General features: G+C 52.1%; 14 protein-coding genes. 5 read left to right on the forward strand and 9 right to left on the reverse strand.

The genetic code is table 11. The features are described from left to right. Positions 1-8: 8 nt before the first annotated feature. Both BOC67_RS19000 and BOC67_RS19005 read right to left on the reverse strand, forming a co-directional pair. Entirely contained in the window at positions 9-1,715 is a 1,707-nt protein-coding gene (locus BOC67_RS19000) for a carbamoyltransferase C-terminal domain-containing protein (protein ID WP_291912441.1), read from the reverse strand. A 43-nt stretch (positions 1,716-1,758) separates the two neighbouring features. After that, positions 1,759-2,124 carry a hypothetical protein gene (locus BOC67_RS19005; protein WP_291912443.1) on the reverse strand — a complete coding sequence of 122 codons (366 nt, stop codon included), beginning with the start codon at positions 2,122-2,124 and terminating at the stop codon, positions 1,759-1,761. Between the two features lie 109 nt (positions 2,125-2,233). Here BOC67_RS19005 and BOC67_RS19010 point away from each other — a divergent pair, with 109 nt between their 5' ends. After that, positions 2,234-3,151 (forward strand): SDR family oxidoreductase, encoded by a 918-nt coding sequence (locus tag BOC67_RS19010; protein WP_291912445.1) that lies wholly within the window; start codon positions 2,234-2,236, stop codon positions 3,149-3,151. Positions 3,152-3,281: 130 nt separating this feature from the next. Here the strand turns inward: BOC67_RS19010 and BOC67_RS19015 are convergent, their stop codons facing one another. From BOC67_RS19015 to BOC67_RS19025, 3 genes are all read right to left on the reverse strand, one after another. Beyond that, positions 3,282-3,572 carry a hypothetical protein gene (locus tag BOC67_RS19015; protein WP_291912446.1) on the reverse strand — a complete coding sequence of 97 codons (291 nt, stop codon included), beginning with the start codon at positions 3,570-3,572 and terminating at the stop codon, positions 3,282-3,284. 47 nt (positions 3,573-3,619) lie between these two features. Then, positions 3,620-3,829 carry a helix-turn-helix transcriptional regulator gene (locus tag BOC67_RS19020; protein ID WP_291912448.1) on the reverse strand — a complete coding sequence of 70 codons (210 nt, stop codon included), beginning with the start codon at positions 3,827-3,829 and terminating at the stop codon, positions 3,620-3,622. A 174-nt stretch (positions 3,830-4,003) separates the two neighbouring features. Further along, entirely contained in the window at positions 4,004-4,609 is a 606-nt protein-coding gene (locus BOC67_RS19025; protein WP_291912450.1) for a DUF2975 domain-containing protein, read from the reverse strand. A gap of 243 nt (positions 4,610-4,852) precedes the next feature. Between BOC67_RS19025 and BOC67_RS19030 the strand changes: the two genes are divergently transcribed. The 3 genes from BOC67_RS19030 (at position 4,853) to BOC67_RS19040 (ending at position 8,810) form a co-directional block, all read left to right on the forward strand. Beyond that, on the forward strand, positions 4,853-5,512 hold the full coding sequence (locus BOC67_RS19030) for a ferritin-like domain-containing protein (RefSeq protein ID WP_291912451.1): 660 nt from the start codon (positions 4,853-4,855) through the stop codon (positions 5,510-5,512). 265 nt (positions 5,513-5,777) lie between these two features. Beyond that, the gene (locus BOC67_RS19035) at positions 5,778-7,292 is read left to right on the forward strand and encodes a glycoside hydrolase (RefSeq protein WP_291912452.1); all 1,515 of its coding nucleotides are present in this window, start codon (positions 5,778-5,780) and stop codon (positions 7,290-7,292) included. Between the two features lie 360 nt (positions 7,293-7,652). After that, positions 7,653-8,810 carry a zinc-dependent alcohol dehydrogenase gene (locus BOC67_RS19040; protein WP_291912453.1) on the forward strand — a complete coding sequence of 386 codons (1,158 nt, stop codon included), beginning with the start codon at positions 7,653-7,655 and terminating at the stop codon, positions 8,808-8,810. Positions 8,811-8,844: 34 nt separating this feature from the next. On the opposite strand, the gene BOC67_RS19045 is transcribed toward BOC67_RS19040, so the two are convergent. The 3 genes from BOC67_RS19045 to BOC67_RS19055 all read right to left on the reverse strand — a co-directional run bounded on the left by BOC67_RS19045 (position 8,845) and on the right by BOC67_RS19055 (position 13,091). Beyond that, complete coding sequence (locus tag BOC67_RS19045) at positions 8,845-10,305, reverse strand: MFS transporter (RefSeq protein WP_291912454.1); 1,461 nt, start codon at positions 10,303-10,305, stop codon at positions 8,845-8,847. An 84-nt stretch (positions 10,306-10,389) separates the two neighbouring features. Next, on the reverse strand, positions 10,390-10,848 hold the full coding sequence (locus tag BOC67_RS19050; protein ID WP_291912455.1) for a nuclear transport factor 2 family protein: 459 nt from the start codon (positions 10,846-10,848) through the stop codon (positions 10,390-10,392). A 125-nt stretch (positions 10,849-10,973) separates the two neighbouring features. Further along, on the reverse strand, positions 10,974-13,091 hold the full coding sequence (locus BOC67_RS19055; RefSeq protein ID WP_291912456.1) for a glycoside hydrolase family 97 protein: 2,118 nt from the start codon (positions 13,089-13,091) through the stop codon (positions 10,974-10,976). A 398-nt stretch (positions 13,092-13,489) separates the two neighbouring features. Here BOC67_RS19055 and BOC67_RS19060 point away from each other — a divergent pair, with 398 nt between their 5' ends. Further along, positions 13,490-15,955, forward strand: a complete 2,466-nt coding sequence (locus BOC67_RS19060) for a chondroitinase-B domain-containing protein (RefSeq protein ID WP_291912458.1) — start codon at positions 13,490-13,492, stop codon at positions 15,953-15,955. A gap of 141 nt (positions 15,956-16,096) precedes the next feature. Here BOC67_RS19060 and BOC67_RS19065 read toward each other — a convergent pair whose 3' ends face one another. Further along, entirely contained in the window at positions 16,097-17,080 is a 984-nt protein-coding gene (locus BOC67_RS19065; protein WP_291912459.1) for a lipid A-modifier LpxR family protein, read from the reverse strand. Between the last annotated feature and the right edge of the window lie 324 nt (positions 17,081-17,404).

Genomic DNA, 17,404 nt, shown 5'->3' on the forward strand with positions numbered 1-17,404 from the left:
TTATTTAATTATTTAGAGATCAGGAATGAGCCCATTACGAGTGCATCGAAAGGAGAGGAGATAAAGCATTCCAGCGCATCTCTCGGCGTGCAAACGATGGGTTTACCAAGCGTATTAAAGGAGGTGTTGATCAGTACCGGTACGCCTGTTTTTTTATGGAACTCCGTCAGCAGGCTATGGTACAGCGGATGCTGCTCCTTATTCACTGTTTGTATGCGGGCGCTGTTATCGATATGGCAGGCCGCGGGGATGAACGATTTTTTATCTTCCTTCACCGGGTACACAAACAACATGAAGGGTGAGTAGCGGGCGCCTTCAAACCATTCGGCCGCATACTCTTCCAGTACCACCGGCGCAACGGGCCGGAAGTCCTCCCTGTCCTTCACTTCGTTGAGCCTGGCCTGCATATCCGCATGGATGGGCGACGCCAGGATAGACCTGCTGCCCAGCGCGCGGGGGCCAAACTCCATCCTTCCCTGGAACCAGCCGATGATTTTATCCTGCGCAAGCAGTTCGGCGGTTTCTGCGGCCACGTTATCCATTTTGCGGTAGGTGGCATGCGTCCATTTCAGGAAGCGTTCTATTTCATCGTCCGGGAAGGAAGGGCCCCAATAGGCATGATCCATTACAAACGATTTGCTGGTGGTGTTGCGGGTGCGGTTATCGGCCCAGAGGGCTGCGCCAAGCGCGGTGCCGGCATCGCCGGCGGCGGGCTGCACCCAGATATTTTCGAAATGGCCTGCTTCCTTGATCACGCTGTTTAACACGCAGTTCAGGGCTACCCCGCCGGCGAAGCAGAGATTTTTGCTGCCGCTTTCCTTGCGCAGCCAGGAGCTGAGGGCGAGCACGCTTTCCTCGAGTACCTGTTGCATGGAGGAGGCCACGTTGAAATGGTGGGCGGTGAAAGGCTCGTGTTTTTGCCGGGCCGGCCCCAGGACTTGTTCCAGGTCGGTATCCTGAATTTCGTACGTGCCGTTGTCCAGCAGCTTTATCATCTCCCTGAAAACCCCTGCATACACCGGCTTACCGAACGACGCGAGGGCCATTACCTTGTATTCATCGGAGGAATGCAGGAAGCCGAGATAGGAAGTCATTTTTTCGTATAGGAGTCCCAGTGAGTGCGGCATATCCACCTGGGAGATGCGGTGCAGCTGGTTGCCGCTGCCGACGCTGAAAGTGGTGGTCGCTGTTTCCCCGCGCCCGTCGATGGTGAGCACTGCCGCATCGTCGAAAGGAGAAGGGAGGAACGCGCTGGCTGCATGGCAGAGGTGGTGGTCCAGGAACTGCCATTTGCTCACGGTATCGCCTGCGTGCATAAAGCGGGATTGCAGGTGATGCGGAAAGCCGTCCCGCAGCTGTTGCGGCGCATTGAGGATGGCCTGCAGGAACAGCGGGTCCCAGGGCGACTGCCACTTTTTTGGCGGCGGCGTATTGCCCGGGTAGAGCGGCATGGTAATGTTGTCGGATATTTCCATGAGTTGCAGCGGATCGAAGGAGTAGGCAATCTGATCCACGTCTTTGAGTTGAATGCCGGCGGTTTGCAGGCAGTAATCAATTGCATGGAAGGGCAGTTCATAGGCCGAAAACGGAATGGGCCTTTTCCCGTGTTTGATATGTGTGAAACGCTCGTCTTCCACGGCGGCCACGAGCTGTCCATCTTTTACGAGGCAGGCTGCGGAGTCGTGGAAGGCGGCGTTAATTCCCAATGTGTACATCTTTCTGGTTTATGGGTGAGATAATTAATGGGTTTTGGCAACATCATTTTTGAGGCGAACCGCTTTCTGGGTCCCATTCGATGTTGTCTGCTTCTTCGTCAGAAAGATTGTTCTCTTCCAGGTCTTCTTCATCCAGTACCGGATCGGTGTCTTCGATTTCGGCAGTATCCTGCTCTTCGGCATCGTCCGCATCCTGGTTTTGCTGTCCGGTTTTAGGACCGTTTTGGGGCGCGTTGGCTTTGGCTGCCAGCTCGTCGTCCGTTTGGTCCTTGCCTTTCAGCGGGCCTCTGGTGAGTCCGTCCTCCGGTTTCTGCATCGGGTTCTTATTTGCCTGTTGATAATCGGCCGTATTCGGCTGTACTTTTTCCTGCATGGTGTCCTGTTTTGGAGCATTTGTTTGTTTTGTCATAACTGTTTTTTTAAAAACCAGGTTCCAAAGAACGAGCCACTTGTAGCCGCGTCAGCGCTAGGAAAGCCGATGGCGCTGGTTTTGTAATACTGGTAGAAAACTAGCAACTATGGAAAAAGTACATGTAGAGAACCGCAATAAATACGCGCTGATCACGGGCGCTACGAGTGGCATCGGGTATGAGCTGGCGAAGTTATTTGCTGCGGACAGTTACAACCTGATCCTTGTGGCCCGTAATGAAACGCGCCTGCAGGAAATTACCGACCAGCTGAAGCTGGCGTATGCCGTGGAGGTAACGCCTGTGGCCAAAGACCTGTTTACCGTGGCTGCGGCGGAGGAGATATATGGCCTGACGCAGAAAATGAACATCCAGGTGGACGTGCTGGTCAACAATGCCGGGCAGGGGGAATGGGGCCCCTTTGTAGAAACGCCGCTGGAGCGGGAGATAGACATCATACAGTTGAATATTATTTCCCTGCTGTCGCTGACGAAATTTTATTTGCAGGAAATGGTCAGGCGTAACACGGGTAAAATTTTATTGTTGGGTTCGGAGGCTGGCGCGACGCCAATGCCGCTGTTGTCAGTATATGCCGCAACAAAGGCTTTCGTGATTTCCTTTGGCGCCGCCCTGGCGGAAGAGCTGCGGGATACGGACATTACGGTAACCGTGCTGATGCCCGGTGCTACGGATACGGACTTCTTTCACAAAGCTCACCAGGAGGATACGGTTACCTACCGGGAATCGGAACTGGCCCCGCCGGAAGAAGTGGCCAGGGATGGTTACGATGCGCTGATGAAAGGGGAGCGTAAAATTATTTCCGGCGCTAAAACAAAAATGCACGTCTGGATGAGCGATCTGTTGGGAACCACTGCTGCCGCGAAGAATGCGAGAAGGCTCAATGAGATCAGCAGTAAGGCGGAGGGCGAAAAGTTCCCGGAGCATGGCGCCAGCAGGCAGGAGCGGGAGTTTATCAATGAAGAAACAAATAAGCTTGATGGTGACCTGCACCAGGACACCAATGAATGATGGGTAGCAAATTGCCCGGTTGGTGGAGCTCTTCAGTGAGGGAATTCCTCACTTGAATTTTTCTTTGCATAAAGACAAAAGGGGAAAGGCCTCAGGCGCTTTCCCCTTTTGCATTCCGTGTGCGGGAAGGTTACTTCTTGTCGCTATCTTCTTCATAAATCAATTTGTTGAAGTAGCTGGTTTCGCCTTCCGATGTTTCGTCCTGGTAAAGGAACACGAGATTTTCGTTGTCGAATTTTTCGAAAAATTTTTCCCAGGATATTTCTTCCAGGTTATCATTGCCGGGAGGGAAGTCGATGCGCAATACGCCGGCTTCTCCTTTTTCGCCGGTGCCCTGAACCTGTGTGGGCTTGCCGTTGCGGGCTTCGGCCCATTGGCGGATGGTGTCGTGATCTGTAGTCGTTTTAGATAGCTTTTCCATGAGTTTTTTTAAAAGCCATCGCGCAGGAATTATACCACGTGTAGGTATTACTCATCAGGTTGCCAGGCGAGGATGTCGCCGGGCTGGCAGTTGAGTTCGCGGCAGATGGCGTCCAGTGTTTCGAAGCGGATAGCCTTTGCCCTGCCGGTTTTGAGGATGGAGAGATTGGAAATGGTGATGCCTACTCTTTCGCTCAATTCGGTGAGCGACATTTTCCGCATTGCGAGCATGACATCCAGGTGTACTATAATGGCCATAGCAAGTTGTTAATGTTGTTTGGGTGGAAGTGATGGGCTTCATTGCAGTTATTTACTGCGCTGCTGCATGAAAGGATTAGGTCCAGTGGTTGCCTGGTGGCGTCAACTGAGGCTGGCAGGTTGGAATGGTCATATCCGGTGCTGGCCTGGTGGACTCAATTAATCCTGGCAATTTTAAATAGTTAAATCCTGCTCGGACTGCAACTGCACGCCGCGCTGGTAAACCACTGCCAGCAGGAAGGTAATAATCCCGGTGATGGTGCTGCTGCCAAGTTCCTTCAGGTAGGAGAGGTAGGGCGTCTGTACGGCATTGCGGACGATGCTGTTCACTATATTGTATTCTATGATGTTGAAAACATCCGTTAAAATAAACAGTCCTGCCGCTATTTTAGCAAAGCGCACAATCCGCGGATGGAATGGCTTGCTGAGGTCCAGCTCCTTCAGAATACGCAGAAATATCCACATAATGGCCAATGCTGTCAACAGTCTGCAAACGGTGATGATCAACGGCAGGCTGTTACCGGCATTCTTTTTTTCCAATACCACCAGGTAGCGGTCATTCAGCTGTGTGTACGACAACGAAGAATCGGCGCTGAAAGTTTTTGCAGGCTCGCTTTTCGCGCCAAAGGACTGCATTTCCCAGGATGGGTTTGCAAAGTAACGGTGGTTGATCTTTCCTGTAAACAGGTTGATAAAAAGCAACAGGAGGGACACACTCACGAGGATGATTCCCAATGTGAGTATGAATTTCAGGGTAGTGATCAGATATTTTACTTTCATTTTTATCAGGGTTTGTTACCACGAAGGTATTTATTATTTATTAAAATGCAATATAAATTTATCGAAATTCGATAAATAATTGTTGAATTGCGGTTTGTGGTTTGGAAATGAATGTTTGCAGTCCGGATAATGATTGATGATTTTTGCCGGTAAGGAATCCTTTCTAATTAAGTATATTATACAAGGGCATGCAATTTGGTTTTCATTTCAAAAAAATATTGAGAACCTAAAAAACATTTTTTTATGGCTACATCACAAACTGCAACAAAAACTGCCTCTCGTTCAAAATCCGGTGCGAACTCCCGCTCTGCTGCTTCAGGCAAAACCTCCGGTAGATCTAACTCCAATTCCAATGGTACCGCCAAACGTGCTTCCTCTTCCCGTTCTAACGCCCGTTCCGAACAGATGGAAAACTCTGAATTCCACCAAATGTTTGTTGATGAGCTGAAGGATATTTACTGGGCAGAAAAAGCATTGACCAAAGCCTTGCCTAAGCTGAAGAAAGCGGCTACCAGCGAGGAGCTGCAGGAAGCTTTCGAAAAGCATGCGGAAGAAACCCAGGGCCATGTGGAAACCCTGGAACAAATCTTCCAGCTGCTGGGCCAGAAAGCGCAGGCAAAGAAGTGCGATGCCATGGAAGGCCTGATCTCCGAGGCGCAAAGCATCATCGAGGATACCGAAGAAGGTTCCATGGTACGTGATGCGGCGCTGATCCTGGCGGCTCAAAAAGTGGAGCATTATGAAATTGCGACTTATGGCACCTTACGCGTTTTCGCAGAAAACATGGGCCATACAGAAGTAATGGAACTGCTGGAACAAACACTTGAAAATGAGAAAGCCACCGATGAGGCATTGACAGAGATCGCTACCAATACCATCAACGAAGAAGCCAGCGAAGAATAGTACTTCCCGGAGCTTCTTTTGCAGAAGGGACAAGGCCCCAGGCCTTGTCCCTTCTGCTTTTTAGGGAAACCTGCCCGGGCTTCATGATTTATTAATGATACTTTTTTATCCAAACTTTTGCAGCCATTTCCCTGAATGATTATTCATACGTTTTTCCGGTTAAATTTATTTCCGAAAAGAGCTGTGCTGTCCGCGTTATAAATAGAGCATAATATAGGGAGTATCCCTTCGCAATATCCTTTTTCTCTAAACCCAATATTGAATAATGAAAAACAACTCCGTAAGGCAGCTTGCGCTGCCGGCAATGATTGCTCTTTTCGGCATCAGCTGCTCTAAAGATGCCAGCCAGGCCAGCCTGGAAAAAATCACGGGCGTGAAAGCTCAGATCGCTTCTTCCACGCCGGGTACCGACAGTGCGAACATCACCCTCAACTGGGCGCAGGGCTACCAGCGTATTGAGGGCTTTGGCGCATTTGCAGGCCGGGTAACGCCTTTCTTTGAATCGCCTAAGCGCGACAGCATCCTGGACCTGCTCTGGGGCAACAGCGGTCTGCAGCTGAATATGATCCGCGGCGAAGTATTATACACTTATCCTTTCAATTCTTCCACCGGGGTAGTTACCATTAAACCGCCTACCGTGGATATTGATGTGGCGCCTACCTCCGCCGCCTACACGGGGCTTACAGCGGACCAGAAAACGCATATTTCCCAGCTGTGGATTATGAAATCGGTGAAGCAGCGTTATAATACGCCGATAGCCTTCGCCAGTACCTGGACGCCGCCGCTCAGCATGAAAACTAATACCAGCGTGGTAAGCGCCAAATGGTTCAATGGGTTGAACTACAGCTGCTGCTCTACCTCCTTCGCCAACTATGTAGCGGGCTTTGTTAAAGGCTACCAGAACGAAGGGGTTAGTTTGTACGGTGTATCGCCCAGCAACGAGCCGGAAAACGTGTTCTCCGACTGGCCTGCCAGCTACTGGACCGCTTCCCATCTGGGAGAGTTCATTTCCAACAACCTCCGCCCTGCATTAAACGCCCAGGGGCTCAACAACGTAAAAATCATCTCTTCTGAAAACGCGGCCTGGGGCACGGCCAACTCTTTTCTCTCTTCCATGGATAAAAGCAACGTGGATATCCTCGCCGGTCATGGCTATGTGGAAGTCGGCGACCTGATCGTGGGCAACCGCGGACTGAATCAAAACCCTACCATCTGGAACTACGCTACCGGCAACAAACCGGTATGGGTAACGGAGGCCTCTGATGATGCGGGCACCTACGATGCCAGCATGACCATGGGCTTGAAACTGGCTACCAGCATGCACAAATTCCTCGCTGAATGTAACGTGAACGCTTATGTGTACTGGCTGGGCATGCTCGCCTTCCAGAACAATGAAGCGCTCATTTGCACCAGGGCGGACGGTACGCTGGAATTCCCCAAGACCTACGACGTTATGGGGCAGTTCTCCAAATTTGTACGCCCGGGTTATTTCCGCTTTGGCGCCAGCGTATCCAATAATGGCAACCTGAAGGTATCTGCGTATAAAGATCCGGCTACCGGCAAATTCAGCGTGGTGGTGATTAATACGGGTGCGGCGCCGGTGAAATGCGCGGTGGCCTTGAGCGGCTTTGCTGCAAGCACGCTTACCGGTTATGTTACATCGGCAGCTAGTTCAGCGCATTGGGCGGCAACAGCGCCGGTGAGCGCGAATGCCGGTGGCGGGTTCGTGGTGAATGTGCCCGCAACGAGCGTAGTGACGTTTACGGGTACGAGTATATAAGCATGTGCTTTTTTCTCGCAGAGGGGCATAAGGAGGGAGAGGACGCAAAGGATGGAGGTTTGTTGTTTTTTTTGTGGGTGAGAAAAATGGTAAGGGTTTGGGCCGCATGCCGCTGCGAGGTTGTCCTTTTGCGGATTTGCGAGAAAAACAAACTCCCTCTGCGAGCTTTGCCCCCTTATGCCCCTCTGCGAGAAAAAAAACAAACTCCCTCTGCGAGCTTTGCCCCCTCATGCCCCTTTGCGAGAAAAAAAACAAACTCCCTCTGCGAGCTTTGCCCCCTTATGCCCCTTTGCGAGCAAAACTCCCCGGGCATGTTTATTGACCTTTTACCTGCTATCATTCACTTCTAAAAACAATCTTATGAAAGCAGCCGTATTTCATCGCCCGGGGAAAATCACCATGGACAATGTGCCCGATCCCAAGCTGGAACAGGATACCGATATCATCCTCAAAGTCACCTCCACCGCTATCTGCGGCTCCGACCTCCATATCTACGATGGATTCTTTCCCCAGACTCATCCGCTGGTCATGGGGCATGAGTTCATGGGAATTGTGGAGGAAACAGCCAGCGGTATTAAAAATCTGCGTCCGGGCGACCGCGTAGTAGTGCCATTCCCCATCTCCTGTGGGCATTGTTACTTCTGCAAACACGACCTTCCTGTAGCATGCGAGCATAGCAACCCCGAATTCTATGGCCCCGAAGGGGACCTGATGAAAGGCAAAGGGGGCGGCCTGTTTGGCTATACGGACCTGTACGGCGGGTATGACGGCGGACAGGCAGAGTACGTCCGCGTGCCGTATGCCAACGTAAGCCCGCGCATTGTACCGGAAGGTTTCTCCGATGAGCAGGTTCTTTTCCTCACGGATATTTTTCCTACCGGATGGGCCGCTATCGACTGGGCGCGGCTGCAAGGCGGGGAAACCGTTGCCATCTTTGGCGCAGGGCCGGTAGGACTGATGGCGCAAAAAGCCGCATGGCTACAAGGCGCAGGCCGCGTGATCGCCATCGATCCGCTGGATTACCGCCTCGCGACCGCCGCTGCCGCCAACAAAGTGGAAACGATCAATCCTACCCGCGTAGATCCCGTGCAGGCCATCAGGGATATGACCGATGGCCGCGGCGCCGATGTATGCGTGGATGCCGTAGGCATGGAAGCCGACAGATCGGCATTTGAAAAACTCAAAGCGGTGATCAATGTGGAAAAAGGAACGCCCAAGGTAATGGAACTTTGTTTTGAAGCAGTGCGTAGAGGCGGTACCGTTACCGTAGTTGGCGTGTATGGCAGTCCGTACGACAACTTCCCGATCCACCGCATTTTTGACAAAGGAATCATACTGCAGTTTGGCCAGGCGCCCGTGCAGAAGTATATCGATCACCTGATCACGCTGATTACGAGCGGCAAAGTAGTGCTGAACGATATTATTACGCACCAGCTCCCGCTGTCGGAAGTGGCGCATGCCTACGAAATTTTTAAGAAGAAGGAAGACGACTGTGTGAAAGTGATCCTCAAACCTTAACATATCCAGCCCGGGAACAACGTGGTTTGCCGGGCTATCCTCTCCGCCGGATCAGCCCCCAGAACTGCCGGTGCCAGGTCATAATATTACCGATGATAAAGGCATCCTTCAGGCTGCTTTTGATCGAACTCCGCATGATCCTCACAACGATATTCTTGTCCACTTCCCCGGTTTCCTTGATGAGGAACAGCAATTCCAGCGCTACTATCGCCAGCCCTGCGCCAATCAGGAACAGGAAATTCCACTGATGCAGGGCAATCAGGTGTAATGTTTTGGTGCTGTGCGGCCCGGTGAAAATCGCGTTTACCTGCAGGTTCCGCTCCCCGAAGAAGTCCGCCAGGATACCACCCACCAGCGGCGCCAGTGCCGAGAACACCGCGGTGATCATATTGCGGGTGGAAAGATAAACCACCGCATCCCTGTTGGGCGCGAGCTTCAGCCCGATGTTAGTGATGGAGAGGTTAATGCCGGCATTGGAAACCCCCATGCATATATAAATGCAACCCAGCAGGATCAGGTTGGCGTAGAGATGTGAATAAATCCCTACAAAGCACCAGGCTATCAGGCAAAGGATGTTTAACGGCGCGCCAATGGCAATGATGGTCTTATTGCTGTACCTGTCCGCAAACACGCCCCAGATGCGTATGGTAAGGATGCTGGCAAGCTGGCTGAGTATATTCAATACCGTTATCTGTGACAGGGTGAGCAGCATGCCTTTCATGAGGAATACCGTAAAGAACGGCGTAGCCAGGTTCACGGCAAATACCCATGCGCAGTTGAAAAACAGCAATCTCACAAAGTTGTTATCCTTAAATGGCCGCAGCAGCAGCCGGAAAATATTCTCCTTATCCATATACGTCTGCATTTCGCAGGCGCCGGCCAGCGCAATCGCCCCAACGATACCCGTGATGCCTGCAAGCAGGAACATGCCATAATACATATACAGTTCATATTGCGGATACGAGGTGCGTATATGGTCTACAGTTAGTGCGGTAACAAGGCTGAGCACCACGTTGAGCCCCTGGGTATAACTGCTGCGCCGGGCGAAGTATTTGCCCATAATGGACTCGGGAATCAGGTCCTTCATCCAGGCGTTCCAGCTGGGGCCGGCAAGGGAGCCGAAGAAATAAAAGAAGAACAGGAAGGTGATCAGGAATTTAATATTGCCGATACCTGGTACCAGCAATGGCAGCGCGCCGATAATGATCAGCGGCGTACGCGCCAGCAGAGAGCAGACGAAGGTGACCGCCTTCCGGTTGTTGGTGCGCCGTACCAGCCATACGGAAATCAGCTGGAATACATTCGTAAACGTGGGCAGTGCAGCCAGTATCCCGATCTCTATGTTGGTGGCGCCCCAAAGCAGCGCCAGCGCTACCAGGAAGGTACCGCCGGTGAGGGTAGTCATGACTTCAGCGGCCAGTCCGTCAGCAATGACCAGCTTCATGCTACGCTCCACATCGTGGGTGGATAGTTTTTGAATGGGTTGCAGGCGCATACCAGTTCCCTTGTCAACGATTATACCAGCCTTGCTTTGCCGGGCGCTGGAATAAAGGGAAGCTGGCTGTCCCGTAGGAGCAGGCTACGCCTGGTTTTGGCGGCCCTGTTTATTTTTTACTATGTCGATGGCTTTTGCCGGAAGTGCGGTATTGCCGTACTGCTTTTCAAAATGGAACGTTTGCCGGGTGATCTTCCAGCCGTTATCTTTCTTTAGCAGGATAGTGTCATATCCGCCCGTGACCGTCCAACAATCATTGCCCAGGAAGTGGTCTGCTTTACCATAGTATTGCGCCTGCGCCTCATCACCGTTGATGGTTACGGCGAAGCCCAAAAGTTGGTGATGCGTTTTGTCGAACCCCGGCAGCACGCCGGCCCATGCCGTGGTGATCTCCCTGGGGGATAGCCACGTAGCCGCATTCCCGGTCATGGAGGAATAGTCGAGCAGGAGGCTGTCCGCCATCGTGTTTTCTACTTTTGTCCAGTTGCGTTCGTCCGTGCCTTCAAAGAGGTGACGTATGGTTTCAATAATCTGCTGTTCCATTTTTTAATTTGGGAAGAAGTAAGGGTTATTTCCTGATAAATGTACATAAAACGGAGGTAGTCACAAAAAAGCGGGTACCTCTGTCAGAGGTACCCGCGTCTGCTTTCCTAAAACTTAAACCTATATCATTTCTTCTCCTCCGCAAAACTAATAGCATACCCGCCGCCCGGCGCCACATAAGTTGATAATTTCGACTTATTCGTCACCGTTACCTTCTTAATCGTATATGCCTGCGGGTTAGTCTTATAATGCGCGTCCTTTGCATCCGCATAAATAGTAGCCGTATATTTCTTACCCGGCTCCAGGAAGCTCAGGCTGATGTTGGAAGTACGCGGCTGCTCGCCCTGCACGCTGCCGAGGAACCATTGGCCTGTGCCTTTGGCTTTGCGCGCTACTGTGATGTACTGGCCTGGTTCTGCTTCCAGGTATTGACTGTCGTCCCAGTCTACCGCAACGTCTTTAATGAACTGGAATGCATCTTTAAAGCGCATATAATGCTCCGGTAAGTCGGCCGCCATTTGCAGCGGACTGTACATCGTCAGGTACAGCGCCAGCTGATTGGTCAGCGTACTGTTCACATGGGAATGGTTGTCAGGATTGATCTTGGAGATATCCATTTCAAAGATACCCGGCGTATAATCCATCGGGCCGCCTACCAGCCGGGTAAATGGCAGGATGGTCACATGGTTGGGTTTATTGCCGCCAAATGCCTGGTATTCCGTGCCTCTCGCAGCTTCGTTGCCAATCAGGTTTGGCCAGGTGCGGGCAATACCGGTAGGGCGCACCGCTTCGTGGGCGTTCACCATAATGCCGTAATCCGCCGCTTTTTCAATAGCGGTTTGGTAATGGTTCAGGATCCATTGGCTGTAATGATGTTCGCCGCGGGGCAGGATGTTGCCCACGTAACCGCTCTTAACGGCGTTGTAGCCATTTTCCCGCATAAACTTGTACGCCGTATCCATATGGCGTTCGTAGTTGCGTACGGAGCCGGAAGTTTCGTGGTGCATGATGATCTTCACCCCTTTGGCAGCAGCATACGCTTGAAGGCCCTTCACATCAAAATCCGGATAAGGCGTCACAAAGTCGAACACATAATCTTTCGAATTGCCGAACCAATCTTCCCAGCCTACATTCCAGCCTTCCACCAACACCGCGTCGAAACCGTTTTCAGCGGCAAAGTCAATATACTTTTTCACATTGGCAGTATTGGCGCCGTGCGTGCCATTCGGTTTCGCATGTACGAAATCCGTTACGCCCAGTTGTACGGTCGGGTATTCATTCGTGTAGGACCAGGTGGATTTACCGGTGATCATCTCCCACCATACGCCAACGTATTTCACGGGTTTGATCCAATCGGTATTTTTGATTTTCGTAGGCTCGTTGAGGTTATACGTCATTTTGCTGGCCAGGATGTCGCGGGCATCATCGCTCACGATGATGGTGCGCCATGGGCTCTGGCAGGGCGCCTGCATGTAGCCTTTGTTGCCCTGTGCGTCGGGCGTGAGCCACGACTGGAAGATGAAGCGCTTGTCGTCCAGGTTCAGGTGCATGCAGGAATAGTTGATCAGCGCTGCTTCGTGCAGGTTGATGTAAATACCATCGGCCGTTTTCATCATCAGGGATGTTTGCACGCCGGTGGGCGAGAAGGTGGTCTGTGAAACGTTCGGCGTCACCGCTTTATTCATCAGCCCCCTGATCTCGGAGAGCCTGGAAGTGGTATAGTCGTACTCCTGGGTGTCGTAATCCCCGGGAATCCAGAATGCGGTATGATCGCCCGTCATGGCAAACTGCGTTTTCTCCTCCGCAATCACAAAGTAGGTCAGGTTCTTCTGCGCGGGGAACTCGTAGCGGAATGCGAGCCCGTCGTCGAAAAGGCGGAAACGGATAATGAGCTGGCGGCTGGTTTCCTGCTGGGTGAGGGTAACGGCCATTTCATTATAGTGGTTACGGATCGTTTTCACTTCACCCCATACCGGGTTCCAGCTTTCGTCCACCTGCTTGTTGGCAGTGTTGGTAATGGTAAAGCCGTGGAGGAGCGACTGCTTGTCGTTTTTCAGTTCCAACCCCAGCGTACTCTCTTTGATCACTGGCTTTCCCTTGTAGCTCAGCTGGTAGGCAGGACTGCCATCGGGGAGCAGCCGGAAGCTCATCGTAAAACGGTCGTTAGGTGATTTTAATTCCTGTGCATAGGTGATACAGCAACATAGCAACCACGTGGAAATCAATAAAATGTACTTCTTCATATTGATACTTGGATATTTGTCTTTTTTCTCAGTTTCTCAAACCTGAAAACTACTATAACTTAAGGTGACCGCCATTTGTGTGTGTATAAGGAAGGATGCTGTTTGTATAAGAAAAGATGTCGTTGGTACCGGGCGAAATTGCCGGCTGCCGGCAGTGGTTAAAAAAATACCGTAAACAGCGAAGGAAGTATCAGTGGTGTTTTTTGGGCTGAAACGCTTATCAGTAGGGGATTGCATCCAATAAACCTGTATTTTTGCAATCGTTTGCAATTTTCCTGATTTTTACTAATTTTAGTTATACAAAATTTTGTTCCACTTTATGAGAATAGTGTGTGAGACCCGTCACACAAATGCGCTGTTGTGTAAACCAAAATCTATCATTCTTTAAAATCACCCAAATGATTCCCGTTCTCTACTCACGGTCATGCCGTCGTACCTACACGTGGCTGTTGTTGCTCCTATCCGTATGCGCTACCTTACAATTATCCGCGGCCACTGTCAATGTCAGTTCCTTATCCGCCCTGCAAACAGCTATCAACAATGCTGCCCCCGGCGATGTCATCATCCTTGCAAACGGCGTGTACACCGCCAGTACGGACATCACTATCAGTAAGCAGGGCACTGCCGCGCAGCCCATTACCATCCAGGCCCAAACCATTGGCGGCGTGGAAATCAATGGCACTGCCGGTATCAACATCGTTAGTCCGGCGAAGTACATTATCATCAAAGGATTCAAATTTAAGTTCAGCGCCAGCCAGGCCACTATGGCTTCCGGCACCAGTTTTTGCCGCTGGACGCGCAACCTGTTCGAAACGCCCGGCGATGGCGAAAATCTGCTGCTGAACGGTAACGACCACGAAGTGGACTACAATACCTTCCAGCACAAAAATGCCATGGGCCGCTTTATCGCCGTGCGGGGCAGCGGCAGCCAGATTGCCCAGCGCCTGCACATCCACCACAATTACTTTTATGACCAGCAACCCCAGACCGCCAATGGCGCGGAAACATTGCAGTTCGGCCTGAGCGGCTACAGCATGTCGTCGTCCAACAGTATTGTGGAATACAATGTATTTGAGTCCTGCCAGGGAGAAAATGAAATGATCTCCATCAAGGCTTCCGCGGTAACCCTGCGGTACAACACCATCCGGGATTGCGTTTCCCAGTTTACCCTGCGGCATGGTAACTTCTGTAACGTGTATGGCAACTACTTCCTGAACACCCAGGGCATCCGCATCTTCGGCGATGACCACAAAGTCTACAGCAATCATTTTGAAAACTGCGATCCCGGTATCAACATCGGTAACGGCGATGGAGAAGTAGCCAACGGCGATGCGCTGACGGTACACGACCGGCCGGACCGCTGCGTGATCGCTTTCAACACCCTGGTCAACTGCCCCACCAACTACGTGCAGGCAGGCCGTAGCGGCGGACTGGGCGCTACCTACACCACTTTTGTGAATAATATCATCCAGGGCGGCGGCCCCGCTGCTTCTATCGCCGGCCCCTATACGAACCCCACCTGGGGCGGCAATATCTTGTATGGTACCAATGGCGCCGGCGCCGTGCCTGCTGGTACTTATACTACTTCAAATCCTCTGCTGGCAAGGGATGCAACAGGTACCTTCCATTTGCAGAGCGGCAGCCCCGCCATCAACGCCGCTATTGGCAGCTACTCCACGCTGAATACGGATATGGACGGACAAGCCCGCACCGGCACTTTCGATATCGGCGCAGATGAAGTATCCACCGCTGCTGTAACCGCACGGATCATGGATGCCTCCATGGTCGGCGTAAACGGCGCAGATACCCCTGCCAATTCCTGCGTGCCGGCCAGCGCCAGTGCGGACGACGGCAACGTGCCTGCCAATGTGCTGGACGGAGATACGGCCACCCGTTGGTCCGCCAGTGGGGACGGGCAATGGATCCAATTCTGCCTGGATAACATCGTATCTGTATCCGCCGTGAAAATTGCATTTTACAATGGCGATAGCCGCATTAGTACGTTCGACATCCTCGCCGGCAACGACGGCATTAACTTTACCACCGTGGCCGCCGGCCTTACCAGCAGCGGCACTTCCCGCACCCTGCAAACGTTCAGCTTTACGCCGGTATCTGCCAAGTACATCCGGATTGTAGGCCACGGTAACAACGTAAATGCCTGGAACAGCTTTACCGAAGTGCAGATCGTTACCGGCGTTTCCTGCGTGCCGGCCATCGCCAGTGCGGACGATGGCAACGTGCCCGCCAATGTGCTGGACAACGACCTGAACACCCGCTGGTCCGCCAATGGTAACTGGCAATGGATACAGTTATGCCTCGGCGAAACGAAAACCGTTTCCGGTGTAAAGATTGCCTTCTTCAGCGGCAATACCCGCACCAGCACCTTTGATGTGAAAGTGGGGAACGACACGAGCAACCTCGTCACCGTTGCCACAGGCCTGGTAAGCAGCGGCACGTCCACGGCCCTGGAAACCTTTAATTTTACTCCCGCTTCCGGCAAGTATGTGCGTATTGTAGGCCATGGCAACAGCTCTAATCTTTGGAATAGTTATACGGAAGTGCAGGTGATCACCAGCGGCGCCTTGATGGCTAAATCGGCGGCTCCTGCGGAAACGCAGCTGGACGTATATCCTAACCCTGCCGGCCCGCAAACCACCGTATCGTTTACCCTGAAGCAGCCGGCAAGAGTGATGCTGAACCTCTATGATGTGAGCGGCCGGTTTATCCGCAATATCATGGGCGGCAAGCTGCCGGCCGGCAAACATACCTATGCGGTGCCATTGTCGGATGTCAGCAGCGGCAACTACCTGCTGATCCTCAATAACGAAGGAAAACTCAGTACCGGTCGTATCAGCAGGCAGTAATCATTGAGGTGGAGCAAAATTTTTGGATGGGGAGCAACGGGCGTAAGCACCTGCGCTCCCCGTTTTATTTACGGAGAGCAGTGGGCCGTAGCCGGAAGTCTTCTCCTTTTGCAGATGTAGTAGCAGGATAACTTTGCCCCTTTACCAGGAATAGTAAATCGAAAGATTCCCCGTTTCCAAATCCGACAAGCCATTTACCACCAGCGTGGTGGTTTTCTGGGAGATGGAAATTCCCCAGTGCCTGATACCGGCGGCAATGCTGAAGTCGAGCCGGGGCAGCACCTTATGCTGCGCATACGGCCTTTCGTCCTTCGGTTGGGCGGCGGGGTAGGGTAAGCTGCTGAAGTATCCGCCGCTAACGAGGCTGTTATGGAAATTGGCCGCCAGGCTGGGGCGGATGGTGCCATAGAGCTGCCAGCCGTCCTTACCGCTGTATTGCTGGATATAGCCGTTGTAATATGGCTGCATGCGCCCGATGCGGATGTTGGAATAAACGGCCAGTCCGTTGACCATCGTGCCAAGGAAGCCTTGTGCGCCGCCGCTGACCTGGAAGTAATCCCCTGCGGCCAGGAGTTCTTTTTCCACGATCATGTTGAGGTTCAGCAGCAGGTCCGTTTTCAATTGTTTGCCCCATCCGGCGGGCTTGCGGTAGCGCATGATGCTGTGAATGAGGCGTTGGGTTTGTTCCGCGAGGGCGGGCGGCCCCATCACGCCTACCAGCAGTTCCGTTTGGATGTTGTATTTTTTTTCCCGGTTGGAGGAGTGTTGGGTATGGGTGAGGAACAGGCCGCCGGAATAATAGAAGTCGTACGGGTCCGGGTCCGGCGTCATGAGCCGGGAAGGCGTGAACATGGTTTGCATAAAACCGTAACCGTAGGTATTGACGCTGGCTTTGCCGGCTTTAGGCATCCAGCTGTCCAGGATGGAGCGCGACCGCGATGCCGGTTGGTAAAACAGGTCGAACCGGGTACCGTTCGTATATGCCTGGTCGTTGTCGAAGCTGGTAAAGTTGATGAAGTCGTTATCCTCATACAACCTGAACATCCTGTTATAGTCCTTTTTTTCCTGTGCCCATGCCGCTGTGGTGATCAGCAACAGGATGCACAAATGCTTTAGTGTCTTCATGCCCGGCGATTGTTTCTAAGTAGAACCTGAAATTAAGGTAAAGGTTCGATAAATGCCCGTGGTAGGGTGGAAATTTCCCGGAGGGGGAGGAGGGGGAGGTTGGGGTTGGGGGAAAAAATTAGCCCCGCAAGGGGAGTGGCAACGTTATTAAGAAAATTGGGCTGTGCGGTATGCCGTGGGGGCGCTGAAGTGGTATGGAGGGAGTGCCCCGGTAGGTGCTGAGGGAAAAATGGTTTGGGTTGGCGCTTCGAGACTGTAAAATAAACTGTGTCAAAGGCTAAAAAAACAAGACCTTTAACACAGTTTTTTTTTATGGAACAACAA

The organism is Chitinophaga sp. CB10 (assembly GCA_001870995.2).
In the GTDB taxonomy this organism is placed as follows: domain Bacteria; phylum Bacteroidota; class Bacteroidia; order Chitinophagales; family Chitinophagaceae; genus Chitinophaga.